Below are 25,049 nucleotides of genomic sequence, written 5' to 3'. Positions count from 1 at the left end.
AGGTGTCTTAATGCGTTCTCTAAGCATGAAAATGCAGCTTTTAATGGCAGGAATAGGTGTTGCCGTCATACCGCTCACAATCGTTGCGGCATTCCTCTATTTCCAGTCCAACAGCATCTCGAATCTGGCCAAGGAGGCCCTGATCGAGGAAGGCTACCAGCAGATGGAGAACGAGGTTCAGGGCATCCTCGATACGGTCAAGATCACCCAGCAGCTGCTCAAGGATCAGGTCAGCAAGGTGCTCACCATGGCCGTGGACAGATTGGAGCAACGCGGCGGCATCGCGTTCTCGAGCAGTGAACAGGTCGAATGGACGGCGACGAATCAATATACCGGTGCCAGGCAGAGGCTTTCGCTGCCCGCGGTATTGCTTGGCGATTCGACGCGCATCGAGCGACAGGAGTCCTTCGACAAAGTCGTTCCGTTGATCGACACCCTTGGTGAGCTGACCGGCGATACCCTGACCCTGTTCCAGCGGATGAATCCGGCTGGAGACATGCTGCGTGTCGCGACCAATGTCGAGAAGAATGGCAAGCGTGCGGTCGGCACCTATATCCCTGCCACCAACCCGGACGGCAAGCCGAACCCGGTCCTGGCCGAGGTGCTGGAGGGGCGCACCTACGTCGGCCGAGCCTATGTGGTGGATCGCTGGTATGTAACGGCCTACAAGCCCCTGTTGGACGATGCCGGCGAGGTGGTCGGCATCCTCTATGTCGGCACGCCGGAGGCAACCGCGACACAGCCCTTATTGGATCAGCTCGCTGAACGACAGATCGGCGAGACCGGTTATGTCTTCGTGCTCAACACCAAGGGCGACGAGGCTGGAAACTATGTGTTATCAGATGACCGGGCACGCGACGGCGAGAGTGTGTTGGAGAGCCGGGATGCCGAAGGCGGTTACTTCATCCAAGAGATGATTGAGACCGCCCAGCAGCTTGACCCCGGCGAAACGGCCTCGATGCAGTATTCATGGAAGAATCCCGGTGAGCGAACCGCCCGAGAGAAGACCGCGGTCTATGCCTATTTTCCGGATTGGGACTGGCTGATCGCAGCAAGCGCCTATGACAGCGAATTCTATGCGGCGGCAGAAGGCGTCGAGCACTCGATCAACAGCTTGACGAACTGGGTCTTCATCTTGACCCTGACGATGGCCGTTATCGCCGGCCTGGTCTTCTACTTCTTGGCGCGCGGCATCGCCGGGCCATTGGGGCGCATCGCCGATGAGCTGCACTCCGGCAGCCTGGAGACCGAGAAGGCATCGGAGCAGGTTTCGGCCTCGAGTCAATCGCTTGCCCAGGGTGCAAACGAGCAAGCGGCCTCCCTGGAGCAGTCGACGGCCAGCATGGAGAACATCAGTGATCTGGTCAGCCAGAACAGGGCGCTGACGCGGCAGACGAGCGAGAGCTCCCAACAGGCAAAGGATGCCGCCAAGAATGGCGTCGACTCGATGCATCAGTTGAGCACGGCAGTCGGCCAGGTCGGGAGCTCTGTCGGGGAGCTGAATCAGGCGATCAACGAGATCAATGATTCCAGTGCCGCCATCTCCAAGATCATCGGCACCATCGACGCGATCGCGTTCCAGACCAATATCCTTGCATTGAACGCCTCGGTCGAGGCGGCGCGGGCCGGCGAGGCCGGAGCCGGTTTTGCGGTGGTCGCAGAAGAGGTGCGGAATCTCGCGACACGGACCACCAATGCCGCGAAGGAGACGGAATCGCTGATCAAGGGCTCCGTCGAATCCAGCGAGAAGGGCGTTGCGATGAACGCTACCGTCGTTTCACTCCTCGAGGAGGTCAAACAGCGAGCGGCCCAGGTGGATGACGCGCTTGGTCATATCGACGGGAGCGTCGACCGGGTCTACGAGGCGATGCAGCAGATGGACGCAGGCGCCGCGGAGCAGAACGAGGGGATCGATCAGATCAAGATCGCGCTGCAACAGGTCAGCGAGGTCACGCAACAGACCGCATCGAATGCGGAGCAAGCAGCCGCTGCATCGGGAGAGCTCAACGATCAGGCCAATCTGCTGCGGGCGCTGGTCGATCGGCTGAACCAGATCATCACCGGCCAGAGCGCCGCAGCGGGCGGCGCCGAGCCGATCACATAGGCTGCTCTCGTCACTCGCCCTGGTTTCCGGGCGAGCTGAGCCCATCGGTGCTGACTGTTCCGGCGCTTTCTGTCCGGACTGTTCCGGCGCTTTCTGTCCGGCGATCAGGCGGAATCGCGATACGATTGCGCTGCAGCAGTGAGCTTGACCGAAGCTGACGACCATCGGCGCAGCGACAAGCTGCCCGAAGGCCGCGCTGGCTGATCCTTCAGGTCAGATAAGCGGGCACCGCTCCGGGTGCCCACCAGAGGTCGATCAGCTCGCGCCGGACAGGGTCACGACCGAGTCAGCGACCAGCTCCCGACCCTCGAACAGATCATCGTCCATCTGGCCGGTGACGCTCACACGGTCGCCAATCTCGATCTTCTGGTAGCCCTTGTCATCGAGCGGGTTATAGCTCATCTCGTCGACCTCGACGCGCACGCTGCGCAGACCGGTATCGACGGTGAATTCCTCGGAGTTGACGTCGGTCACGACCCCTTGCACCGTTGTCGCCGAGATCACGATCGGCGTGTCGACGTCGACGAGCACCTCGTTGACATCCTCTTCATCGACGGCTGACGCGTAGAAATAGGTGCCGATGTTCTCGACGTAGACACTGCTCGCCTCGATGGTGCGGGTCTCGAAGAGGTCATCGTCGATCCGGCCACTGACGGTGACCTTATCGCCGCTGACGAGCTTGTAGCCGTCGGCATCGCGGTCGCCGTCATCCATCTCGACCGTCATCATCCCTTCACCGTAGTCGAGCACGAACGAGTCGTTGCTGACGGTCTCGACCGTCCCGCTGACGCTGATCCAACTGTCATCAGGCTCAGCCAGCGGGTCCGCGGCCCAGACAGCCGTAGCGCCGGTCAGCGTCAGTGCCAGCGCCGACTTGGTCATCATCTTTGCATTGAATCGCATTCTGTCCTCCGTTTGTCGAAGCAGTCAAAAGGGTTCGAGGGCGGGAGCGCCTGCCTCAGCGCCCTCGCCGGCCCGTCGTACAGGTCTGAGCGCCCGAGCCGAGCTCGGGCCACTCACCCTGCGTTGCTGCAACGGCGATGCCAGGACAATGGCGAGACCAGCGCAAGGGCGACGCCGGGCCCAGGCCAAAAGGCGATACGGCGAGACGCTGTCGGTTTCTCACCAAGCCCTGACACCAAACGCTCACACCAGGCACTGAGCAATCGCTGCGACGCCCCTCTCTAACGTTCATGGCACGGCGTGCCATCCCGGACGATGAATGCCGCGTGATTCAGGGTAAGCGACCTCGTGCAAGCCAGCGGAAACCCCGAGGCCGATTGTCGCTGTCCCCAATGGTCGTGGGATAGGAGCCCGCTTGCGGGCGATTTTCGCAGCCGTGAGCGCGACCTGGTCGCCCGCAAGCGGGTTTCTATTGTTCCGCCAGCACTAATCCAGACGGCAGATGCCCTTGTTATCAGTATCCGGAGGCATCTTGATGTCCGGATCACACAAGTCAGGACAATAAAGCGCTGAGCCTGGTCGCCCGCAAGCGGGCTCCTACAGCGCTGAGTGCCAGGTGGCAGGAAAAGGGGCTCGGCATGTCTGACGCGATGCACTAGGAGACCGTCGGCGGCAACGCCGGCTCGAAACGAGCCATTCCCGGGTCGAGCCTCGCGATTTCACCCGCTAATGGGTTATTTGCCCCAGCCATCGCCGGTAAGCAGCCCCCTCGCGGCCCGATCTGGAGCCTGCGTAGCAGCGGGCCGTCGGCAGCATCCGGAATGCACTGTGCTTGTCATGACGATGTGCTGGCCCAATCAGCGCACTCCAAACCGAACCGACGGAGCCCCTAATGATGAATCGAACTGAACAGGTCGAGGCCGTTCGCAGGGCCTGGCAGGCCGACCCGGACATCGGCGAGCTGGCTGACCGACTGCATCTGATGCCGCAAGAGGGCGAGCAGAGCAGCCAATGGCGCGTCGTTGGCGATGTCCCCTCGATTGCGGCGCGGCGCAAGGCCACGACGCTCGCGCGCGACGCACTGGCGACCGCGGAGGTCGAGGACGACGTCGCGCTGGAACCGGCAATCCGGGAGTCCGATGAGGCCCTCGCTGCCGAGGTGGAGCGCACGCTGCGGGCTGAGCCGGCCCTAGAGCAGGTGCGCATCATCGAGCCCGGCGAGCGCCCGCCCGCGCTCGAGCAGCCGTGGATCGGGGTCATCGCCTGTGATGGCATCATCCATCTCGGCGGTTGGGTGCCGGACCTGTCGTTCGCAGCACTGGCCGAAGGCGTGGCCTGGGAAACCGGCGCCTGCCGAGACGTCCGAAACCTGATCAGCTACCAGCCATTGAAGGAGGACCAGGATCAAGCCGTCGCCGAGGCCGCGACGACGCTGATGCGCGAGCATCCGCGTCTTGCCGACCAGCCGATCCGAGTCGAGGTCCGACTCGGTGAGGCCGCCCTCATCGGCACTGTGAGCGATCCCGAGAAGCGGCGGCTCGCCGAATCGCTGTGCTGGTTCGCCCCCCATATCAAGGCGGTCTACAATCGGCTCGAGATCGGGGGCGAGCTGACCTGAGGCCGATCGGGCCTCAGGCCGATCGCGCCTCAGGTCGCTCGGGCCGCCCGCACCGCTGCAATGCCGCTACTGCTTTACGCCGTCACGATTGCGCTGGCGACCGCCCTCGTCTGGCACGCGAGCGGCTGGCTTGAGACGAGCTCGGTCCGGCTCGCCAGCCATTATCGGCTCCCGCCGGTGGTCCAGGGCGGCGTGATCGCCGCTGTCGGCTCGAGCTTCCCGGAGCTCTCCAGCACCGTGCTCTCGACACTCGTGCACGGCGAGTTCGAGCTCGGGGTCGGCGTCATCGTCGGCTCGGCGATCTTCAACATCCTGGTCATCCCCGGCGTCTCCGGGCTCGTCGGTGGTCAGCTCGAGCCGGATTGGAAGCTGGTCTACAAGGACGCCCAGTTCTACATCACCTCGGTCGCGGTGCTCTTGCTCACCTTCTCGCTGGCAGTGATCTACCGGCCGGTGGACGGTGCAGCATTGACCGGCGAGCTCACCCAAGCCATGGCACTGATCCCGATCGCGGTCTATGGGCTGTACCTGTTCCTGATGCAACAGGATGCCGCCGACCACCGGCTGGAACACAATGCGCCGCCGGCGAGCGGGCTCCGGCCGCAACGCGAATGGCTGCGGCTGGCGCTCAGCCTGGTGTTGATCCTCGTGGGCGTCGAGGCATTGGTGCGGGCGGTCATCGGCCTCGGTGACGCCTTCGACACGCCGAGCTTCCTTTGGGGGCTGACCGTGCTCGCCGCCGCGACCAGCATCCCGGACCTCTTCGTCAGCGTGCGCGCTGCACGCAAGTCCGAAGGCACGGTGAGCCTCGCCAACGTGCTCGGCAGCAACATCTTCGACCTGCTGGTCGCGGTCCCGATCGGTGTGCTGATCGCCGGCAGCACGACGATCGACTACGCCGCCGCCGCGCCGATGATGGCGGCGCTGACGCTGGCGACCATCGTGCTATTCGCGATGCTGCGCACTGGGATGACCCTGACCCGCAGCGAATGCTGGCTACTGCTCGCGCTCTACCTCGTCTTCGTGCTCTGGATCGGGCTCGAGACCGCCGGGGTCAGCTCGGCCTTGCATTAGCTCCGTGCTGCATCGAGCCCCCTCAGCGCCGATGCGGCCAGGCACGGAATCTGCTGTACGCTCTTGGCCCCAATGGCTCTAGCGGCCCCAGTGGCCCCAAGACGCGAGACCCAAGCTGTTCAGACCATGGCGCTGCAGGGCGCCGAGGAGAGAGACCGGATGAACTGGTTCCGCACCGCCTGGCTCGGGCGCCTGCCCCTGTGGCTGACCTACTGGGTCCTCGGGGTCGGCGGTAACATGAGCTTCGTTGCGCTCTTGTTGGCGACCTATGCAGTTGCCGGCGCCGGCGCTCAGCCGTTGCTCTGGGGCCTCTATCTGGCCTCGCTGATCTGGTTTGTCTTCATCTTCGGGGCGATCTGGCGCGCAGCGGGGGTCTATCCAGGTCGGCGCATCTGGCCGCTGCTCGCCAGGCTCGGGGTCTTGATCGGCATCGCTCGGATGAGTGCCGAGGCGCTGCTGATCGTGAATCTGCCAGGTATCACCCAGCATCTGGCTGCCCGCTGGGTCTGAGCATCGCGCCCCGCGGCAAACGGCGCCCGCAACGCGCGCAAGGCGGTTCACCGAGCCCCGATCAACAAGCCATTCAATCCAATCGGCTCAACTCCGCCAGTTCAATTCCAATCGGCTCAACTCCAGCCAGTTCAACTCCCAAACGGCTCAACTCCCAAACGGCTCAACTCCAGCCAGCTCAACTCAACCGGCTTCAGTCAGTCTACCCAAACCCCGGAGGAACCACCGATGTCCTACGATGCAACCCTATTGATGCGCGAGTTCGTCACCCATGATGTCCAGCGCCTGATCCTGACGCGCCCCCAGGGGCTCGCCTGGCAGCCCGGCCAGGGGATCGAGGTCGCAATCGACAGTGACGATTGGCGCGACCAAGGCCGCCCGTTCACCCCGACCTCCCGGACCAAGGATCAGGTGCTGGAATTCTCGATCAAGCGTTACGACGAGGATGATGCCGTCACCGTCGCCCTGCATGAACTGGAACCGGGCGCGACGCTCACGCTCAGCGACCCGTTCGGCACCATCACTTACCAAGGCCCCGGCACCTTCATTGGCGCCGGCACCGGGGTGACGCCCTTCCTTGCGATCCTGCGCCAGCTCGCGACCGACAACCGGCTCGACGGTCACCGGCTCCTGCTCAGCAACAAGGGCGAGCAGGACGTCATCTGCGAGAAGGAGCTCAAGCATTATCTCGGCGACGACTGCGTCCTGACCTTCACGCGCGAGCACCAGGCCGCCCAAGAAGGACGCCATATCGACGCCACCTTCCTGCAGGCCGAGATCGGCGACCATTCCGGCTACTTCTACGTCTGTGGGCCGGACGCCTTCGTCGCATCAGTCAACGACCACCTGCTGAGCCTCGGCATCCATCCCGAGCAGCTGGTCTACGAGCGCTGAGGGGTATTGAACATGGAACTACGACAGGTCTCCGGTCTCGCGCGGCCCATCGATCTGGACCATCCAACCAATCGTTGGATCGGCGCGCTCACCCTCGTCATCTTGATCAGCGGCACACTCATCGCTGCCCTCGCCGGCCAGGGCTGGCTGGCGGCAATCGGTTGGTCTGCGCTGGCCGCCCTCGCCTTCTTCCTGGCCTGGGCGCTGGCACGCGAGCTCGATCCGGACGCCGAGCTGGCCGCCTTCGTCGCCGCCGGCTTCACCCTGCCGGCGTTGGCCGCAGCCGGGCTGGGCTGGCTGCCCCTGCCCGATCTCGCGGCGCTGTTCCTGATCCTGCTCGCGCTCAGGGTCGTGAACCGCACGACCGGCCTCGCCGCGACCTTGCCGGACACCGTCGGTGTGCTGGGCCTGGGGCTCTGGCTGGGCTACGAGGCCAACCCGATCTATCTGGCGTTGGCCGTCGCGGCGCTGTTGATCGACGGGCTGCTCGGCCGCCCCGACATCCGCCGTCTGCTGCTCGCAGGCGGCGCTGCGCTGGTCGGTGTCCTGCTGCTGAGCTTCACCGACGCGCCGCTGTCCGACTCGCTCTTGGCGCGCGCGCTGGCGCCGGTCGCCCTGCTCGCGGGCCTCTTGATCGCTGCACTCTTCGCAACGGTCATCCGCGCCGCCGGTCAGATCCAGAGCCATACCGATGACACCGACGAGCCGTTGTCGTCTCGCCGTGTTCGCGCCGGCCAGGGCCTAGCACTGCTGACCGGATTGGGCCTCACCCTCTGGCACGGCTACGCCGGTCTCTTCGGGCTGCTGCCACTCTGGGCCGCGATGGCCGGGACCGGCGCCTCTCGGCTTGTCGCGAAGCGCAAGCCGCCCGCCACGGAATGATCACGGCCTCGCAGGGCTGGAAGCGGCAACCGTATGCGCATCAAGAACCCTAGCCGAACAGGCCGCCCAAGTAGCGCTGGGTGCGCTCCTCTTGAGGATTGTCGAACAGCGCATGGGTCTCGGCGACCTCGACCAGATCGCCGAGGTAGAAGAAGGCGGTGCGGTCGGCGATCCGCTTGGCCTGCTCCATGCTGTGGGTCACCAGCACGATCGCGTAACGCTCGGCAAGCTCGCCGATCAGCTCCTCGATCACCGCCGCGGACTTTGGGTCCAGCGACGAGACCGGCTCGTCCATCAGCAGCACATCGGGCTGGTTGGCGATCGCGCGGGCGATGCAGAGGCGCTGCTGCTGGCCGCCCGACAGGCTGGTGCCGGGCTGGTGCAGCAAGTCCTTGACCTCCTCCCAGAGCCCGGCGCGGCTGAGGCTGCCCTCGACCAGCTCGGTCAGCTCGTCGCGGGAATCGTGCAGCCCGTGCAGGCGCGGGCCGAAGGCGACATTGTCGAAGATCGGCTTCGGAAAGGGGTTGGGCACCTGGGCGACCATCCCGACCCGCGCCCGGATCTGGACCGGATCGATCTCGGGATCGTAGATGTCGCGGTCGTCGAGCGTGATCCGCCCCTCGATCCGGGCCTCGCCGATGTGATCGTTCATTCGGTTCAGGCAGCGCAAGAAGGTGCTCTTGCCGCAGCCGGACGGCCCCATCAGCGCCAGCACCTCACGGTCATTGATCTCCAGCGAGACGTCACGGATCGCGCGGGACTCGCCGTAGAAGACATCGACCGCATCTGCTTGCATCTTGGCCTTGCTCATCGGTCGCGGCCCTCGCATATCAGTCATCGGTTCAACCTCGTTGCTGGGTACGCATCCGTAGCCGGATGCCGGTCGCAGTGGTCAGGGACAGAAAGGCTGGCCGGCGCCTCCCCTGCGCCTCCGTCATGGAAGCTCGACAGCCTCACCGAGCCTGTCTTCGAGATACAACATCGAGGTGAGCACCATCAGCACCACCAGCACGGGCGTAGCAAGCAGCACCCCAAGCGCACCCGCCAACACGCCCATCACGAGTTGGAAGATCAGCAGCACTGCGGGCGGTAGCCGCACGGCGCGGCGCTCGATGAAAGGGGTGACTCCATAGCTCTCCACGAGTTGGATACCGAGGTAGAGGAATGCCACCCAGAGCGCTTGCTCAGGGCCGGTGGAGAGCCCCACCAGGATCGCGGGCACCGCGGATAGCAATGGGCCGAATGTGGGAACGAACGACAAGAGGCCAGCGATCAGCGCCAGCAGAAAGGCTAGGGGCAATCCAAGGAGCAGCAGCCCGATCCAAGTCAGCACGAACACCACGGCCATCGACACGAAACGCCCCAACAGCCACCAGCGCAACGCCCGCCCGATCGCTTCGAAGACATCCGCCGCGCGCGCCCGCCAACGCGGCAACAACAACCGCAACGCCCCCTGCTCATAGACCCGCGGCTCGCTCGCAATGAATAACCCGAGCACGATCATCACCAAGGTACCGGTCACAGCGCCGAGCACGGACGAGAAGAAGCCCAAAAACCGCCGCGCCGTCTGATGCAAGGTCCCCGATTCCTGGAGCGCGGATAGCTGGTCCACTGCCTCATGGCCCCAATCGATTCGTTGCAGCGTGTTGTCAAGCTGGGCCAATGCCTGAGGAATGCGCTCTCTCAACGCTTCCATATCCGTCATGACCTGCGGCGCCAACAGCAGACTGCCACTAGCCACCAGCGCCATGAGCGCTAGCCAAAGCAGCAGCAGCGCGCCCCAGCGGGCTATCGGTAGATAGGTGCGTAGGAAACGCACACCGCCGTCGAGCATGACGGCAAAGAGCACCGCAAGCATCGCCAGCAGTACAACGTCCTTGGCCGCGATCAGCAGGGATATGGCAAGGATCAACCCACCCAGGGTCACCGCGAGCAATAGGATGCGCGCAAAACTACAAGACCTGTCGGCGCCGATCGCCTCGCTGCCGCGCATTATAAGAACCCTATCCGTCGTTGCAGAGGCGCCCTAGGACCCATGGTCAGCTTGCATCGCCCTCGTCTTAGTCGGCACGAAAAGTCAGGCAGCGCAGCACCAGCGCCACAACAGGGCGCTAGTGCGATCCCAGCACTATGGACTGCGATCTACAGTGCTGCGCTTCCATGATTCGACCTACTCGGACTTGTCGACCCGTTCATTCGCCTCTTCCTTTGAGATTCCATACAGCTCCTGCAGTCGTCCTATCAGCTTATCGCGCTGACCGTCAATCATGGCGAGATCATCATCAGTCAGTTTGCTCCACTGCTCCTTCAGCGTGCCTTTGGCCTGATCCCAATTGCCACGAATCTGTTCCCAATTCATATCGCCTCCCAATCGGTTAGGTCATCGAATAACAGGTACACACCTGCTCTGACCATTCGAGCAGATACCATGCCAACATAGGCCTCACCGAGGGCTTCTCGGGGGCGTGCTCGAAGGATTAAGCGATCGACCGCTCGGATGGCCGTCACAAGCTCCAGCCCGGCGATGCGGCGCTACGAGCCGTTGGTGGTGCAATGGCACCAGTCGACCACCATTCCGGGTTATTTGAACCAAAACCCGTCTCGCCATCCGACACTAAGCTTACGGCCAATCGCCTTCAAACCAAAGGTGCGCATTGGCACAGACCTTGCTTTGGACTACAAGTACACCAACTTGCCGCCGCCCCAAATATCTGGGCATTGCCCAAGACGGTTCATTAGGGCGGGCGGAAAAACGACTCGTGAGGACTTTCATCATGTTCCAGTGGGCCCTAACCTTCCTAATTGTCGCAATCGTCGCCGGTCTCCTCGGCTTTTCCGGTATCGCCGGCGCAGCCACAAATATCGCTTGGCTGCTGTTTATCGTCGGTCTGGTGCTAGCGGTGATCTTCTTTATCCGCGGCCGACGCCCCACGCTATGACCATTTCGCTCTCGTTCGATTGAGAGCGAACCGCAGTACCGACCCTCTTGCCATTCGATCCACAAGAGATACTCAGGAGTCAGATATCATGAACAATAATATCAAGCTCGGGATTGTCATCGTGCTCGTCGTTGTCGTTGGTTTTCTTTATCTCCGTTGGGGACCGAAATCCTGGGACGTCCAGATTACCGGCGCCACAGGGGACGGGCGTGACGTCCAATACCGGATCGAAACGGTCGAGGCTGGCACTACGGATACCTTGATCTTCAAGAACTCGGATGCTGGCTTTACCCCGCCCTATTTCAAGTTCGACTCCGCCCGATTACAGTCCATCGCGCGCCGCGTCAGCCAGGCCTGTTCAAAGCAGTCGGTGGAGATCAACGGGTATGGCCTGCGCATCCCCTGGCTCAATATGTTCCCTAACGCCGTCTCGATCGACGCTCCAGAGGAATGCCGGGTCGCGCCCGATCAATGAGGATTACCCTTTCACCGGTGGCTTCGGTCTCGCCGATCCCTGGCAGGGCGACGGGCGCAATCCAGATGCATGGCGTGATACCAACGTGCGCATCGAGGGCCCAGCGGCGATGCGGCTTCAGGTCGCCTTCTCGACCAACTGGGCCGAAGCGACCGGTGATCTGCTCATCGACGACGCCATTACGGCCTACTCTGACCCTCCGCTGCCTACCGCGGAGGCAGCCGGCATCATGACCTGCTCGCCCTCGCTCGGCACCACCAATGCCGAGCGTTTCTTCTTCCTCGCCATCACTTCAGCCCGAGATCGCATCCACATTGCCAGCGCGTACTTTGCGCCCACCCGCGATATGCGCTGGCTGCTCACGCCGCTGCTCTAGCGGCCACGGGCTGATCATCTCGCTTTGCACGCCGGCCTTGGGCATCGAATCAACCTCGTTTTTGGGTACGCATGCGCAGCCACACGGCAAGCGCATTCATCACGAGCAGGAAGGCCAGCAGCACCAGGATGGCCGCGGCCGTCTTCTCGAAGAAGCCGCGCTCGGGACTGGTCGACCAGAGGTAGACCAGCACCGGCAGCGGCGCGGCCGGATCATTGAAATCAGTAGGCATCTCGGCGATGAAGGCGACCATGCCGATCATCAGCAACGGCGCGGTCTCGCCGAGCGCCTCAGCCATACTGATAATGGTCCCGGTGAGGATGCCCGGCAGCGCATTCGGCAGTACGGTCAGGAAGGTGGTCTGCATGCGTGAGGCGCCGAGTTCCTGCGCCGCCTCGCGCAACGACGGCGGCACCGCCTGGATCGCGGCCCGCGCGGCGATGATGATGGTCGGCAGCACCAGCAGCGCGAGCACCAGGCCGCCGACCAGCGGGGTCGAGCGCGGCATCCCGAACAGCCGCACGAACACGGCCAGGCCCAGCAGGCCGAACAGGATCGACGGCACCGCGGCCAGGTTGCGGATATTGACGTCGATGAGCTCGGTCCAGCGATTCTTGGGCGCGAACTCCTCGAGATAGACCGCGGCGGCGAGTCCGACCGGCAGCGCGGTCACCAAGGTCACCAACAGCATCAGCGCCGAGCCGACGATCGCGCCGCGGATGCCGGCCACCTCGGGCTCGCGGCTGTCGGTGCGGATGAAGAAGTCGGTGTTGAAGACGGTCTTCAGGTCTCCGGCCTCGCGCAGCTGGCCCATCCAGCCGAGTACCCGATCCGAGACCAGCCGGTCCGCCTCGGGCAGATCGCGTGGCACCACGCCCTTGGCGATCAGGTCCACCTCGCTCGCCGCCGGCATCCAGATCCGCTGCGTTTGCCCGATCAGATTCGGATCGTTCAGCACGCGGTCGCGCAGCCGATAGACGGCCTCATCGCTGACCATCGCGGTCAGCTGATCCCGCGCGGCGCGCGCCTCGGGCCGGCCGAAGCGGTCGTAGAGGGCCTGGTGCAGGAGCGTCCGGTAGCTCCCGTCCTCGAGCGCCTCGCGCTCGGCGCTGTCGACACCGAGCGTTTCGAGATCGAAGTCGACCTCGAGTGCGATCCGCGTCTGCAGGAAGGCGCTGTCGCCCTGGAGAACGATGCTCGTGAACAGCACCGCCAGCATGCCGATCGCGATCATGACCGCGCCGACACCGGCCGCACGTAGCAGATGCTCACGGCCGCGCCGGCGCCGCAGGCGCCGTGTGAAACGCTTGGACAGATAGACGCTGCCCGTGCTGTTTGGTGCGGATTCAGTCATAACGCTCCCGCCAGCGCTCCATCACGCGGAGCGCGAACAGATTCAGGGCCAGGGTGATAAAGAACAGGGTCAGCCCGAGCGCAAAGGCCGACAGGGTGGTCGGGCTGTCGAACGGCTGATCACCGGTGAGCGCAGTCGTGATCTGCACCGTCACCGTGGTCACGCTCTCGAGCGGGTTCAGGGTCAGATTGGCGAACAGTCCGGCCGCCATCACGACGATCATCGTCTCGCCGAGGGCGCGGCTGGCCGAGAGCACCACGGCGCTGAGCAGCCCAGGCAGCGCCGCCGGCAGCACCACCCGGAACAGGGTCTCGCCCTGGGTCGCGCCGAGCATCATCGCGCCGTCGCGCAGCCTCTGCGGGACCGACGCGATCACGTCGTCGGCCAGCGAACTCATGTACGGGATGATCATGATCCCCATCACACTACCGGCCGCGAGCGCCGACTCCGAGCTGACCTCGAGGCCGAGCGCCTGCCCGAGATCGCTGATCGCCGGGCCGACCGTCACCGCGGCGAAGAAGCCGTAGACGACGGTCGGCACACCGGCCAGCACCTCGATGATCGGCTTGGCGGTCGAGCGTATCCTTGAGGGTGCGAACTCGACCATCCAGATGGCCGACAGCAGCCCGATCGGCACCGCCACCAGCAGCGCGATCGACGCGATCAACAGGGTGCCAAGCAGCACCGGCACCACGCCGAAGGCCCCCTCGGCGCCGACCTGTCCGGCCCGGATCGCGGTCTGCGGGCTCCATTTGAGGCCGAAGAAGAAGTCGAGCGGATTCACCGCGGCGAAGAAGCGCAGCGCCTCCGACAGCAGCGAGAAGACCACGCCGGCGGTGGTCAGGATCGCGATGGTCGAAGCCAGCAGCAGCAGGGCGAGGATGATCCGCTCACTGCGATTGCGGGCGCGGAAGCGATGATTGATCCGCGGCAGCGCGAACAGCCCACCACCGAACGCCAGCGCGATCGCACCGCCGCCGATGAGCCAGTCCGACCAGCGATGCATCGCGCTCAGCCGATCGGCCGCGGCCTGTTCGGCCGCGCTCACATCACCGAAGACCTGACCGCCGGCGGCGATGTTGCCGAGCCGCGACAACAGCAGCGAGCGCTCCTCGCTCTCGCGCAGCGATTCGGGCAGGCCCTGGTAGAGCAGCCAATCGATCAGCGGACCCTCGACCGCCAGGCCGAGGACGGTGAACGCCAATGCCGGCAGCAGCATGCACAGCAGCACCCAGAGGCCGTGATCGCGCGGCAGCGAATGCAGCGGCTTGCGGCTGCCGGCCACGGACCAGGCCCGGCGATAGCCGGCGACGAAGCCGAGGCTGGCCAGCAGCAACGCGAGCAAGAGTGCGGTTTGCGGAGACATCGATTCGGAACGGACGCTCGGCTGTTCAGTCAGAGCAGCAACGGATGCTGCCGTTTCGGCGGCACGCTGGGCGGGCAAGCGAAACGCTTGTCCTGCGTCACGCCCCGCTGAGCGAATCACGTGCCACTCTGGACGAAAGGCACCAGAGACCGCCGAGCAAGAGGTCCCTGAGTGTCGATGTGTCCATCGCATGACAGCAAGGCGACGTCATTGTTTTCATTCGATGACGACAGGATGACGAGCGCGACGAGTCGGCCTGACGCGGCGGTGGATTTGCCGGATTAACTGGGGGATTTGAACCACGCTCCTGAGCTCGGAGCCTCATCAACCGCGATCCTGGGGCATCAAGCCCCGCCGATCTGGCTCGCCGAACGGGGGAAATCCCCCTGCACTCGCGAGAGCGGTCGAGCGGTTGCGCATCGACGGAGATCCGTTCGCCGCCCCTCACTGTGCGCTGGCATTGGATATGCCTGGTATGTCAGGCTCTCGCCGACACTGACCTCATCTCTGCCGCGTCCGCGAGCCCGCAGTATCCCGTCCAGACTCGGCCGAATCATGACGGCACCGGCGCACCGATCGCGCCCGCCCAGCCGAGTGTCGATCGTTCGGCGCCCGGCATCAGACCCGCATCAGACCCGTATCAGACCCGTATCAGACAGGCAGAGCGTCGCATCGCTTTCAACTCACGAGTGAGAACGCGACATGGACGAGAACGAACAAGCCGCTTTCCTGCGCCCTGAACAGGCCGCCGAACCTGACCCTGAGGACCTGGAACCTGAGGGCCTGGACCCTGAGGGCCTGGACAGAGAGGGCTTGGACCACAGCTGCCAGCGCACCCGACCGGCGCTCGCATCCAGTCGACCCGCTGAGGCCGAGGCCCACTTCGCGGCGCGTGACCAGGGGGCCAGGGCGCTGATCGATGCGCTGCGCACCCAACAAGCCGAGCTCAAGTCACAAAACGAGGACTTACGCAGCACACATCAGGCCCTTGAAGAGACCCTGAACCGCGTCACCGCGGTCTTCCAAGCACTGCCGGTTGCGGTGCTGAACCTCGACACCCGCGGATTGATCCGCGAGGCCAATCAAGCCGCCGCAACCCTACTCAATCTGCCCAGCGGAGATGATCGACGTCGGTTTTTGACCCCGTTTGTCGGCGAGGCCCACCGCGACGCGCTGTCGCGGGCGCTGCACGAATCGGCCGAGCGGCAGCCTGTCACCTTGGAGGAGGTCAAGCTCTACCCGCGCGACCATGAGCCACTTATCGGCGATCTCCATCTGGCAGCTCTACCAGGCGAGGTCGGGTCGCAACCAGAGCTCCTCTGCACGATCATCGACCGCTCCGAGAGCGCTCAGCAACGCCAGCGCCTGCAGGAACAGCAGGCGCAGCTGGAAGCGATCTTTCAGGCCGCACCGGTCGGCATCGTCTTCGTGCGCGCGCGCCAGATGCTGCAGTTCAACGCCGCCTGGTCCGAGCTGGTTGGCTATACGCCGGAGGAGCTCCATCGCCAGGATACGCGCATGCTGTACGCAGACGAGCAGGAATACGCCCGCGTGGGCCGAGAGCTCTACGCGCAGGTGAACCGCGAAGGGACGGGCCGGGTCCAGACACGCTTTCGCCATCAGACCGGCTATCCCCTCGATGTGGCGCTCTGTGCGTCACGGCTTGATCAGGGTGATGAATCGGGAGCGGCGGTGGTGACCATCCTGGACGTCACTGAGCGCAAGGCGGCCGAACGGGCCTTACAGGAGCGGGAAGAACGTCTGCGACTGACGGTCGCAGCGACCAATGACGGACTCTGGGACCTGGATGCGGTCTCGGGGCGCATGACCATCAATGAGCGCTATGGCGCAATGCTCGGCTACGCCCCCGGCGAGCTCGATCTTCGCCTGGATGCCGTGATCGCATTGGTCCATCCGGACGACCGGCCTGCGGTTCGGTCCCGATTCGAGCAGCACCTCCACGACGATACGCCCTATGCACTGGACATCCGGATGCGCTGCAAAGATGGCAGCTGGCGCTGGCTGCACACGCGGGGACAGGTCGTGGCGCGTAATGCCATAGGCCAGCCACTCCGGGTGGTGGGAACCCACACCGACATCCACGCGCGCAAGCTGGCCGAACAGGCGCTCTACGAAAGCAACGAGCGTCTTCGAGAGGCGGAACGCCTGGCCGCCCTGGGCCGCTGGGAGCTCGTTATCGAGTCGTCGGAACTGATCTGGTCCCATGAGCTGTATCGCATCGTCGGCCTCGATCCCGACGAGCCGCTGCCGGGGCTGAGCGCGCTCGCGCGTCTGTGCCATCCGGACGATGTCGACGAGCTCCGGCAACGGTTCGACTGCGCCCTCGAGACCGGGGAGCCCGACCGCTTCACACTCCGCATCTTCCGGCGCGACGGCGAGCTAAGGTGGCTCTTCATCGAGGGCCGCACCGAGCGCGGTCAAACGGGCCGGGTCCAGCGCTGCTTCGGCACCGCCCAGGATGTGACCGAGCGCGAACAGACCCGAGAGCGGCTGCGCGAGGCGGCCAAGGTGTTCGAAAGCACGGCTGATGGCATCGTCATCACCAACGGCGATCACCAGATCACCGCCGTGAACCCGGCATTCACCGAGATCACCGGCTACGCCGAGGAGCAGGTCTGTGGGCAGCCATTGGAAACGGTCCTCGCGAGCGCCAACGAGCCTACCTTCTGGGATCAGAGCCAGCAGACACCGTTTGTTGCTGGCGGACGCTGGCCGGGTGAGCGCTGGGAGCGCCGACAGGATGGGGCCAGGTACCGGGCGCGCCTGAGCGTCACCGCGATCAACGGTGAGCGGGGTCAGCTCGATCGATACCTGATCGTTCTCAGCGACACCACCCCGCTTCACCGCACCCAGCAACAGGTCGAGTTCCTGAGCCAATACGATCCGCTGACCGGCCTGCTCAACCGACGCGGCTTCCAAGCTCGCCTTGACCAGCTCCTGCTGCAGGCCGAGCAGAGGGCCGGCCGGACGGCGATCCTGATCGTCGATCTCGACCGGTTTCGCGTTGTCAATGAGTCGCTGGGCCCAGCCACCGCCGACGAATTGCTCAAGCAGGTGGCCAGCGCCCTGAGCCAGCTCGTGGGGTCCACCGATATCCTCTCGCGCTTGGGCAGTGACGAGTTCGGCTTGATCCTGCCCGCCATTGGCACAAACGAAGCGATCGCAACCGTCGTGAATCAACTGCAACAGTGTTGCGCTGAACGCAGGCTGGTCGGCGGCCAGTCCGTCGCCATCACGGCCAGCGTGGGCATTGCGCGCTATCCGCAGGACGGTGGCTCGAGCGACGTGCTGATGCGTCATGCCAATGTCGCCCTCAAGCAGGCGAAGGCGCGAGGTCGGCAGCGCGTGCAGCACTTCGAGCACCCGAGGATGCAAGGGGCACCGGATCGTCTCCAGTTGGAGGCCAGCCTGAGCCAGGCCTTGGCGCAGAATGAGCTGCAGCTGCACTACCAACCCCAGATTCAGCTCTGCGACGGACGGCTGATTGGCGCGGAGGCCCTATTGCGCTGGCACAGCACCGAGCTGGGGCCGATCGCTCCACAGCGATTCATCTCGGTCGCCGAGGACATGGGGCTGATCCACGAGATCGGCGCATGGCTGCTGCGACAAACCGCACAGCAGCTCGCGGCCTGGGACCAGGCCGGTCAGCGGCTGCCGCGTCTCGCCGTCAATCTGTCGATCCTGCAGCTCGAGGACCAGGATCTGGTCGACAGGATCACCGGGCTGCTTGAGCAATACCGACTTGCGCCGGAGCGCATCGAGCTCGAGCTGACCGAGTCGCTGCTGATGCAGCAAGCCGGCCAGTCGACCGCCACGCTCGACGCGCTGCGGCGGCTCGGCGTGCGCCTGGCGATCGACGACTTCGGGACCGGCTACTCTTCGCTGGCGTACCTGCACCGGCTGCCGCTGCATCAGCTCAAGATCGACCGCAGCTTTGTCGATCCGCTGCCCGGCGATCCGCACGCGCAGGCGATCGCCCAGGCCGTCATTGCGCTCGGCGACAGCCTGAGCCTGGAGGTCCTGGCCGAAGGGGTCGAGACCGCCGAGCAAGCCGCATGGCTTCGTGACGCCGGCTGCACGCTCGCCCAGGGGTATCGTTACAGTCGACCGCTGGCGCCGGATGCGTTCGCTGCGCAGTGGCTGCAGCATCGCGATGCAGACGCTTTTTAGCAATTGCGCCATTCACCTCCAGCGGTTTACCTCCAGCGGCTCACTTCCGGCAGCTCACCCCAAGCCACCAGTGGGATGACAGCGCTGCAGCGCACCCGAGCCTATCACCCTAGAAACCGCAGTTGACCGCTTAGCCCAGCATGCACCCCTTTGCAATGGCTCCAATTCTGGTGCTTCATGAAGCGCACCCCTGGGTGGCGGCCGTCCAACTGCGGTTTCTAGGATCACCAACCGAGCGCCCCACCCAGACGGAACGATCGCGCATTCGAAATCGGGCAACAGCGCTCGAATAGAGGCCGGACGCGGTCTGGCCAATGCCGTCAACGCCGACCGGTCGCATTCCACCAGCCCAATCGTGGATATCAACCCAGCGGCGGTTGATGTCCACCACCTATCGCATCGATTGGCTGGCCTCGAGAGCCGATTGGGGCGGGATGCCTGACCTGGACCGCCCATTGCAAGCTCCAAGACTCCAAGTCCAAGCACCGCTGCGCCCCGCGTGCGGCCTCAACATGGAGTCAAAGCCATGATTCAACTCTCGCTACAACCAATCCTTGCCCTGGTCGCCGGAATCCTGATCCTGGTGCAGCCCAGATTGCTGAACTATATCGTTGCGATCTATCTGATCGTCGTTGGCATCCTGGGATTGGTCGGAGGCGTTTAAGCATCCGATTCAGCGCATGTTCTCCATCCCGCAGTGCAATGGAGCGGAGAGGGGGAGTCATTAGCATTCAGAATTGGCGCAAGCCTTGCAGTTGACTTGGGTCGGGGCCTGAGCTGGGAATCGATCAGTCTGCCTGGCTCCCCAGGTTACTGGCCTCACTCGATTTGATCTAGAGTATTCAGGAGCCAAAGAGTATGAACAAGAACGTCAAACTCGGCATTGTCATCGTCCTCGTCGTCGTGGTCGGATTCCTCTATCTGCGCTGGGGACCGAAATCCTGGGAGGTCCAGATAACCGGTGCAACCGGTGATGGCCGCGATGTCCAATATCGGATCGAGACGGTTGAGGCCGGCACCTCCGATACCTTGATCTTCAAGAACTCAGATGCTGGCTTTGCCCCACCCTACTTCAAGTTCGACTCTGCCCGACTGCAATCCATCGCGCGTCGCGTCGGCCAGGAGTGCCCAAACGAATCCGTGCAGATCAACGGCTATGGCCTGCGCATCCCCTGGCTGAGCATGTTCCCGAATGCCACCTCGATCGACGCACCGGAGCGCTGTCGGATGGCCCCGACAGAAAGTGCCCGGTTGCATCAGTCCGCTGATGTGATGACAGCTCGAGGAATAAGCTAATTGGCGCAGGTCGGCGATGAGATTGGCCGAGTGTTGCAGCCGGCGGGCTGCCTCAAGCGCGTCCCGCTGGTCGGGACACCGCTTAGAAGCCCTAACAGAATGGCTCCCTTGGCCGTTAAATCAGGAGCTTGCGCAAGTCAAACGGCCGTTTCGATAGGATCTTTTAGGCAAGCCCCGAAACGCAATCGGCCGAGATCATCGACGGGCTCGCGCGCCGCACAGCGATCGACCACCTGATGCGACCGCCTGATGGGACCGACTAATGAGAAGGAGGAGAACAGCCGATGCAACGCGCCAACCCAACAGGCGCCGAGACCTCGACCAGCGCCACGGAGCCCGGCCGCAACGCCGAATCGCCACTGGTCATTCCGTTCCGGGGTTGGTGGCAGGTCACGCAGCGGGTGCTGCGCCGTTACATGCAGGAGAATCTCGGGCTCGTGGCCGCGGGCGTTGGCTTCTACAGCCTGCTCGGCCTGTTTCCGGCCATTGCCGCACTGGTAACGACCTATGACCTGGCCTTCGACGCCTCGCAGATCCAAAGCCAGTTCGATGCGCTGGGCGGCCTGCTGCCAGCGCAGGTCCACGAGCTGATCTCCGCCCGGCTCGAACGTGCCAGCGACAGACCCCAACAGGCGCTCAGCTTTGGCCTCGCCGGGGCGGTCTTGCTGTCACTCTGGGGAGCGACCCGAGGCACCAGGGCGCTGATCATCGCGCTCAACATCGCCTATGACGAGCAAGAGGCCCGCAATCTCTTCCTATTGAACCTGCTCGCCTTTGGCTTGACGCTCTTCCTGGTCGTCGTGCTGGCGGTGGCCATCGTCGCCACGGTTGCAGTGCCGATCGTGATCAATCTCCTGAGCCTTGGCAGGATGCCGGAAGTGCTGACCGCCTGGCTGCGCTGGCCCCTGCTGGCGGCCATGGGGCTATTCGCGTTGGCGATCCTCTACCGCTATGGACCATCGCGGCGGGCGCCACGCTGGCGCTGGCTGCCAGCCGGCTCGGTCGTCGCTGGAGTCCTTTGGCTGTCGGCGTCCGGACTGTTCTCGTTCTACGTGACCAATTTCGGCTCCTATAACGCGACCTACGGCTCGTTGGGCGCCGTGATCGTCCTACTGCTCTGGCTCTATCTATCGGCGTCAGCGGTGCTTCTAGGCGCCTGCATCAACGCCGAGGCCGAGCGTCAGACCCTGCTCGACAGCACCGTGGGCGAAGCCCGGCCGCGCGGGGAGCGCGGGGCCGAGGTCGCCGATCATCTGCCCGGCGAGCAATCGGGCCAGCAACCCGTTCAGCAACCCGGCGATGCCACTGCACGCTAACGGTCTCTACCCTAAACGTTCATGGCGCGGTGCCACCCAGACGATGAATTTCGCATGACGCACGGCAACCTTCATCGGAGGCACCACCCTGGAGAGTTGGCGTATCGTCCCAAGGTCACCGTCAGCCCGAAGCGCGCCGCCTTGAACTCGGTGCCGATCCCGGTGCCGCGATCTGCGAGCCGACGCCCGCACAGCCGCCCCTAATCATCCCCCGATCATCCCCCAGCAGTGCAGTTCGATTCCCGCTGATGAGCGACCGCCCGATTGCCGACTACGCCCTGATCTCCGACCGCCACGGCGCTGCGCTCGTCTCCCGCGACGGCAGCATCGACTGGCTCTGCCTGCCGCGCTTCGATGCGCCGGCGCAGCTGAGCGGCCTGCTCGGCGCCGATTGCGGGCACTTTCGGATCGGTCCGCGCGCGGACGGCCAGGTCGAGGTCAAGCGTCGCTACCTACCCGAGACCCTCGTATTGGAGACGGTCTTCGACTGCCCTGAGGGCCAACTGGTGCTGCGAGATGCACTGGCCACTGGCGAGGAGGACCAGGGCGACCAGCTCGGCCGCGGCGCTCCGCACATCGTCCTGCGCACGCTGCACTGCAGCGCGGGGCGCGTCGCGATCGAGGTCGACTATGCACCGCGTCCCGAGTACGGCCTGATCCGGCCGCTGCTCGAGCCGGTCGCAGGCGGCATCGCGACCCGCGGCGGGGCCTCGATCCTGCGGCTGAGCACCGATGTGCAGATGCAGGTCGAGGATTGCAGCGCCCGCGCCCGCTTCGAGCTGCGCGCCGGGGACGGCGTCGGGTTCGCGCTCCAGCATGGCAGCACCGCAACCGGCCTGCCGGAACGGATCATGCCCGCGATGATACCGGCCCGGCTCGAGCGGACCATCGACGACTGGCGCGCCTGGTCGGGTGCTCATCAGGCCTACGAGGGCCCGTGGTCCGAGCTCGTCCGGCACAGCGGGCGTGTCCTCTACGGCCTCAGCTACGAGCCGACCGGCGCCATCATCGCCGCCCCGACCACCTCCTTGGCCACCTGTATCGGCGGCAGCCGGAACTGGGACTACCGCTATAGCTGGGTCCGCGACGCCAGCCTGACCCTCGACGCGCTCTGGGTCGCGGCCTGCCCCACCGAGGCCCATCGCTTCTTCGACTTTCTCGGCGCCACCGCGCTGATCCAGGTGCGCGAATACGGCAACCTGCAGGTGCTGTTCGGGATCGAGGGCGAGCACGACCTCAGCGAGCGCGAGCTCCCCCATCTATCCGGTTGGCGCGACAGTGCCCCGGTGCGCGTCGGCAACGCCGCCTGGAGCCAGCGCCAGCTCGATGTCTACGGCGAGGTGATGACCGCCGCCTACCGGGTACGCGAGCAGCTTCAGGGTCTCGGCGACGCCGGCCGGCGCTTCCTGATCGAGATCGCCGATGCGGCGGCCGCGCGTTGGCAGGAACAGGACCATGGCATCTGGGAGATGCGCACACCGCCCCGGCATTACCTGCACTCGAAGCTGATGTGCTGGGCCGCATTGGACCGCGCGATCCTGATGGCCCCAGACCTCGGCGCCGAGGCTCGGAGCAGCGCCTGGCGGGCCGCGCAGACCGAGATCCGCAACGCGATCCTCGAGCGCGGCTGGAGCGACGCGGTCGGCGCCTATACCCAGACCTTCGGCGGCGAGGACCTCGATGCGGCGGCGCTGATGATGCCGATCGTGGGCTTCCTGCCCGCCGACGACCCGCGCATGCTGGCGACGATGGACGCGATCGAGGCGCACCTGACCGACGAGCAGGGCTTCGTCTATCGCTACCTCGCCGATGACGGACTCACCGGCGGCGAGGGGCCGTTCCTGGTCTGCACCTTTTGGCTGGCCCAGGCGCGTGCGCAGGCCGGTCAGATCGATCGCGCTCGAGCCTTGTTCGAGCGCGCTGCCGGCTGCGCCAATGACGTCGGCCTGCTCTCGGAGCAGGTCGCGCCGAACGGCGGCGAGCTGCTCGGCAACTTTCCGCAGGCGTTCAGCCATATCGGGCTCGTCAATGCCGCGCACGCGATCGCGCAGGCCGAACGAACCAACGGGGCGTCTAAAGCCATTCCGCCTGATCGCCGGACAGAAAGCGCCGGAACAGTCAGCACCGATGGGCTCAGCCTGTCCGGAAACCAGGGCGGGTGACCATATCACCGATTGAGCGACCGGCGCGGGCGATCGTCCCGCTCGCTCTTCGCGCGATCGGGCGGGCATGCTAGAGGTCATCCGCCGCGGGCTGCGGCGCTGCGGCTTCATCGACACGCCGGCACGGCCGCCGCCGCGCCGCAACGCCATCAATGACCGGCCGTGGCGGCGGACGAAGGCGCATCCGCAGTCTCGGCCACGAGCCCGTACTTGTGGATGCGGTAGCGCAGCGTCTCGCGGGTGGTGCCGAGCGCACGCGCCGCAGCGGTGACGTTATAACCGCTGCGCTCGAGCGCGGTCCGGATGATGTAGCTGTCCATCTCATCGAGCGCCATGCTGCCATCGAGCGGGATGGTCAGCCGATCGCCCTCGACGCTCGGACCAGCGCCAGGCGCTGTCGCGACGCCCTGGCCGAGCTGCAGCCACTCGATGGGGAAGACGCTGTCTCGAGCCAGCAGCACGGCGCGCTCGATCACGTTGCGTAGCTCGCGCACATTGCCCGGCCAGTGGTAACGGCGCATCTGCTCATAGACTGCATCGGGCACCTCGCGCACCTGACGGCCGGACCGGGCGTTGTACTCATCGATCAAGACCGGGACCAGCTGCTCAAGGTCGTCGAGACGCTCGCGCAGCGGCGGCAGGTCGAGTCGGAACACGGACAGCCGGTGAAACAGATCGCTGCGGAACTCACCGGTGCGCACGCGCTCCTCGAGGCTCTGGTTGCTTGCCGCGATGATCTGTACATCGACCTCGATCGAGCGCTCGCCGCCGAGCCGGCGCAGGTGACGATCCTCGAGCACGGTCAGCAGCTTGGTCTGCAGATCCAGGTCCATCTCAGCGATCTCATCAAGGAACAGGGTGCCTTCGTGCGCCTGCTCCAGGTAGCCGCGGTGACGCCCCTTAGCGCCGGTGAAGGCGCCGGCCTCATGCCCGAACAGCTCCGACTCGAGCAGCTCGCGCGGTAGCGCGGCGCAGTTGACCTCGACGAGCGGGCCGTCGGCGCGCGGGCCGCCATGATGGAGGATGCGCGCGACCAGCCCCTTGCCGGTGCCGGTCTCGCCGCCGATGATCAGCGCGCTGAACGGCACCTCGGCCAGCCGCGCAATCAGCCGTCGGGTCTCCTCGGTGGTCTTGCTGGCGCCGATATAGGAGGTCGGCGCGTAACGCCGACGGCGATCGCGGGTCTGGGTCTGCAACCGCCGCTGCGCCAGCGCGCTGCGCCGCGCACCGGCGACCACGATCTCCAGGCGCGCAAGCGGGCAGGGCTTCTCGAGAAAATCGTAGGCGCCGAGGCGCAGTGCCCGCACCGAATCCGGCACGCTCCCATAGCCGGTGAGCAGGATCCATTCGCCCGGGATCTTCTGCTCGCGGATCGTCTCCATCAGATCGAGCGCACTGCCGTCCGGCAGACTCATGTCGGCCAGGATCACCAGGGGCTCGAGCTTCTGACCGGTCAGGATCTCCCGCGCCTTGGCCAAATTGTGAGCGACCTCGACATCCCAACCCTTATTGGCGAAATGGCGCTCGAGCTCGCGTGCCAGCGCGTCCTCGTCTTCGATGATCAGTAGGGAGTCGGCCATAGAAGCTTG

21 protein-coding genes are annotated in these 25,049 nt (G+C 64.9%); 14 read left to right on the top strand and 7 right to left on the bottom strand.

Annotated features, from left to right (window positions below; genetic code table 11):
* Positions 1-43 precede the first annotated feature (43 nt).
* The gene (locus CKO40_RS11805; RefSeq protein ID WP_200346414.1) at positions 44-2,104 is read left to right on the top strand and encodes a methyl-accepting chemotaxis protein; all 2,061 of its coding nucleotides are present in this window, start codon (positions 44-46) and stop codon (positions 2,102-2,104) included.
* Between the two features lie 255 nt (positions 2,105-2,359).
* Here CKO40_RS11805 and CKO40_RS11800 read toward each other — a convergent pair whose 3' ends face one another.
* The gene (locus CKO40_RS11800) at positions 2,360-3,007 is read right to left on the bottom strand and encodes a S1 RNA-binding domain-containing protein (protein ID WP_200346413.1); all 648 of its coding nucleotides are present in this window, start codon (positions 3,005-3,007) and stop codon (positions 2,360-2,362) included.
* 895 nt (positions 3,008-3,902) lie between these two features.
* Here CKO40_RS11800 and CKO40_RS11795 point away from each other — a divergent pair.
* The 5 genes from CKO40_RS11795 to CKO40_RS11775 all read left to right on the top strand — a co-directional run bounded on the left by CKO40_RS11795 (position 3,903) and on the right by CKO40_RS11775 (position 7,985).
* The gene (locus CKO40_RS11795) at positions 3,903-4,625 is read left to right on the top strand and encodes a BON domain-containing protein (protein WP_200346412.1); all 723 of its coding nucleotides are present in this window, start codon (positions 3,903-3,905) and stop codon (positions 4,623-4,625) included.
* Positions 4,626-4,685: 60 nt separating this feature from the next.
* Entirely contained in the window at positions 4,686-5,699 is a 1,014-nt protein-coding gene (locus CKO40_RS11790; protein WP_200346411.1) for a sodium:calcium antiporter, read from the top strand.
* 159 nt (positions 5,700-5,858) lie between these two features.
* On the top strand, positions 5,859-6,209 hold the full coding sequence (locus CKO40_RS11785; RefSeq protein WP_200346410.1) for a hypothetical protein: 351 nt from the start codon (positions 5,859-5,861) through the stop codon (positions 6,207-6,209).
* Positions 6,210-6,437: 228 nt separating this feature from the next.
* Positions 6,438-7,103: an FAD-binding oxidoreductase gene (locus CKO40_RS11780; protein WP_200346409.1), complete on the top strand. Its 666-nt coding sequence runs from the start codon at positions 6,438-6,440 to the stop codon at positions 7,101-7,103.
* A 12-nt stretch (positions 7,104-7,115) separates the two neighbouring features.
* Positions 7,116-7,985, top strand: coding sequence for a hypothetical protein (locus CKO40_RS11775; RefSeq protein ID WP_200346408.1), 870 nt, complete (start codon positions 7,116-7,118; stop codon positions 7,983-7,985).
* Between the two features lie 49 nt (positions 7,986-8,034).
* Here CKO40_RS11775 and pstB read toward each other — a convergent pair whose 3' ends face one another.
* The 3 genes from pstB to CKO40_RS11760 all read right to left on the bottom strand — a co-directional run bounded on the left by pstB (position 8,035) and on the right by CKO40_RS11760 (position 10,344).
* Entirely contained in the window at positions 8,035-8,823 is a 789-nt protein-coding gene (pstB, locus tag CKO40_RS11770; protein WP_242476994.1) for a phosphate ABC transporter ATP-binding protein PstB, read from the bottom strand.
* 96 nt (positions 8,824-8,919) lie between these two features.
* The gene (locus CKO40_RS11765; RefSeq protein ID WP_200346407.1) at positions 8,920-9,978 is read right to left on the bottom strand and encodes an AI-2E family transporter; all 1,059 of its coding nucleotides are present in this window, start codon (positions 9,976-9,978) and stop codon (positions 8,920-8,922) included.
* Positions 9,979-10,155: 177 nt separating this feature from the next.
* Positions 10,156-10,344 carry a CsbD family protein gene (locus CKO40_RS11760; RefSeq protein WP_200346406.1) on the bottom strand — a complete coding sequence of 63 codons (189 nt, stop codon included), beginning with the start codon at positions 10,342-10,344 and terminating at the stop codon, positions 10,156-10,158.
* 415 nt (positions 10,345-10,759) lie between these two features.
* On the opposite strand from CKO40_RS11760, the gene CKO40_RS11755 reads away from it, so the two are divergent.
* From CKO40_RS11755 to CKO40_RS11745, 3 genes are all read left to right on the top strand, one after another.
* Positions 10,760-10,924: a DUF1328 domain-containing protein gene (locus CKO40_RS11755; RefSeq protein WP_200346428.1), complete on the top strand. Its 165-nt coding sequence runs from the start codon at positions 10,760-10,762 to the stop codon at positions 10,922-10,924.
* 88 nt (positions 10,925-11,012) lie between these two features.
* A complete protein-coding gene (locus CKO40_RS11750) occupies positions 11,013-11,399 on the top strand; it encodes a DUF1523 family protein (RefSeq protein WP_200346405.1) in 387 nt (128 codons plus the stop codon).
* A gap of 85 nt (positions 11,400-11,484) precedes the next feature.
* The gene (locus CKO40_RS11745) at positions 11,485-11,775 is read left to right on the top strand and encodes a phospholipase D-like domain-containing protein (RefSeq protein WP_200346404.1); all 291 of its coding nucleotides are present in this window, start codon (positions 11,485-11,487) and stop codon (positions 11,773-11,775) included.
* Positions 11,776-11,824: 49 nt separating this feature from the next.
* Here the strand turns inward: CKO40_RS11745 and pstA are convergent, their stop codons facing one another.
* Together pstA and pstC are read right to left on the bottom strand one after the other, a co-directional pair.
* Entirely contained in the window at positions 11,825-13,129 is a 1,305-nt protein-coding gene (gene pstA, locus CKO40_RS11740; RefSeq protein WP_200346403.1) for a phosphate ABC transporter permease PstA, read from the bottom strand.
* Positions 13,122-14,495: a phosphate ABC transporter permease subunit PstC gene (gene pstC / locus CKO40_RS11735; protein WP_200346402.1), complete on the bottom strand. Its 1,374-nt coding sequence runs from the start codon at positions 14,493-14,495 to the stop codon at positions 13,122-13,124. Before pstC ends, pstA begins: the two co-directional genes overlap by 8 nt.
* A gap of 702 nt (positions 14,496-15,197) precedes the next feature.
* On the opposite strand from pstC, the gene CKO40_RS11730 reads away from it, so the two are divergent.
* The 5 genes from CKO40_RS11730 to CKO40_RS11710 all read left to right on the top strand — a co-directional run bounded on the left by CKO40_RS11730 (position 15,198) and on the right by CKO40_RS11710 (position 23,460).
* Positions 15,198-18,686: a sensor domain-containing protein gene (locus tag CKO40_RS11730; protein WP_200346401.1), complete on the top strand. Its 3,489-nt coding sequence runs from the start codon at positions 15,198-15,200 to the stop codon at positions 18,684-18,686.
* Between the two features lie 526 nt (positions 18,687-19,212).
* The gene (locus tag CKO40_RS11725; RefSeq protein ID WP_200346400.1) at positions 19,213-19,350 is read left to right on the top strand and encodes a DUF3096 domain-containing protein; all 138 of its coding nucleotides are present in this window, start codon (positions 19,213-19,215) and stop codon (positions 19,348-19,350) included.
* Positions 19,351-19,544: 194 nt separating this feature from the next.
* Positions 19,545-19,982 carry a DUF1523 family protein gene (locus tag CKO40_RS11720; protein ID WP_200346399.1) on the top strand — a complete coding sequence of 146 codons (438 nt, stop codon included), beginning with the start codon at positions 19,545-19,547 and terminating at the stop codon, positions 19,980-19,982.
* A gap of 284 nt (positions 19,983-20,266) precedes the next feature.
* The gene (locus CKO40_RS11715; protein WP_200346398.1) at positions 20,267-21,298 is read left to right on the top strand and encodes a YihY/virulence factor BrkB family protein; all 1,032 of its coding nucleotides are present in this window, start codon (positions 20,267-20,269) and stop codon (positions 21,296-21,298) included.
* A 248-nt stretch (positions 21,299-21,546) separates the two neighbouring features.
* Positions 21,547-23,460 (top strand): glycoside hydrolase family 15 protein, encoded by a 1,914-nt coding sequence (locus CKO40_RS11710; protein ID WP_200346397.1) that lies wholly within the window; start codon positions 21,547-21,549, stop codon positions 23,458-23,460.
* Positions 23,461-23,609: 149 nt separating this feature from the next.
* Here the strand turns inward: CKO40_RS11710 and CKO40_RS11705 are convergent, their stop codons facing one another.
* Positions 23,610-25,040, bottom strand: a complete 1,431-nt coding sequence (locus CKO40_RS11705; RefSeq protein ID WP_200346396.1) for a sigma-54-dependent transcriptional regulator — start codon at positions 25,038-25,040, stop codon at positions 23,610-23,612.
* Between the last annotated feature and the right edge of the window lie 9 nt (positions 25,041-25,049).

Origin of the sequence: Halochromatium glycolicum (genome assembly GCF_016584085.1) — a bacterium.
GTDB lineage: Bacteria > Pseudomonadota > Gammaproteobacteria > Chromatiales > Chromatiaceae > Lamprobacter > Lamprobacter glycolicus.
The sequence above is the reverse complement of the archived record's forward strand: the minus strand, read 5'-3'. Positions and strand labels throughout refer to the sequence as shown.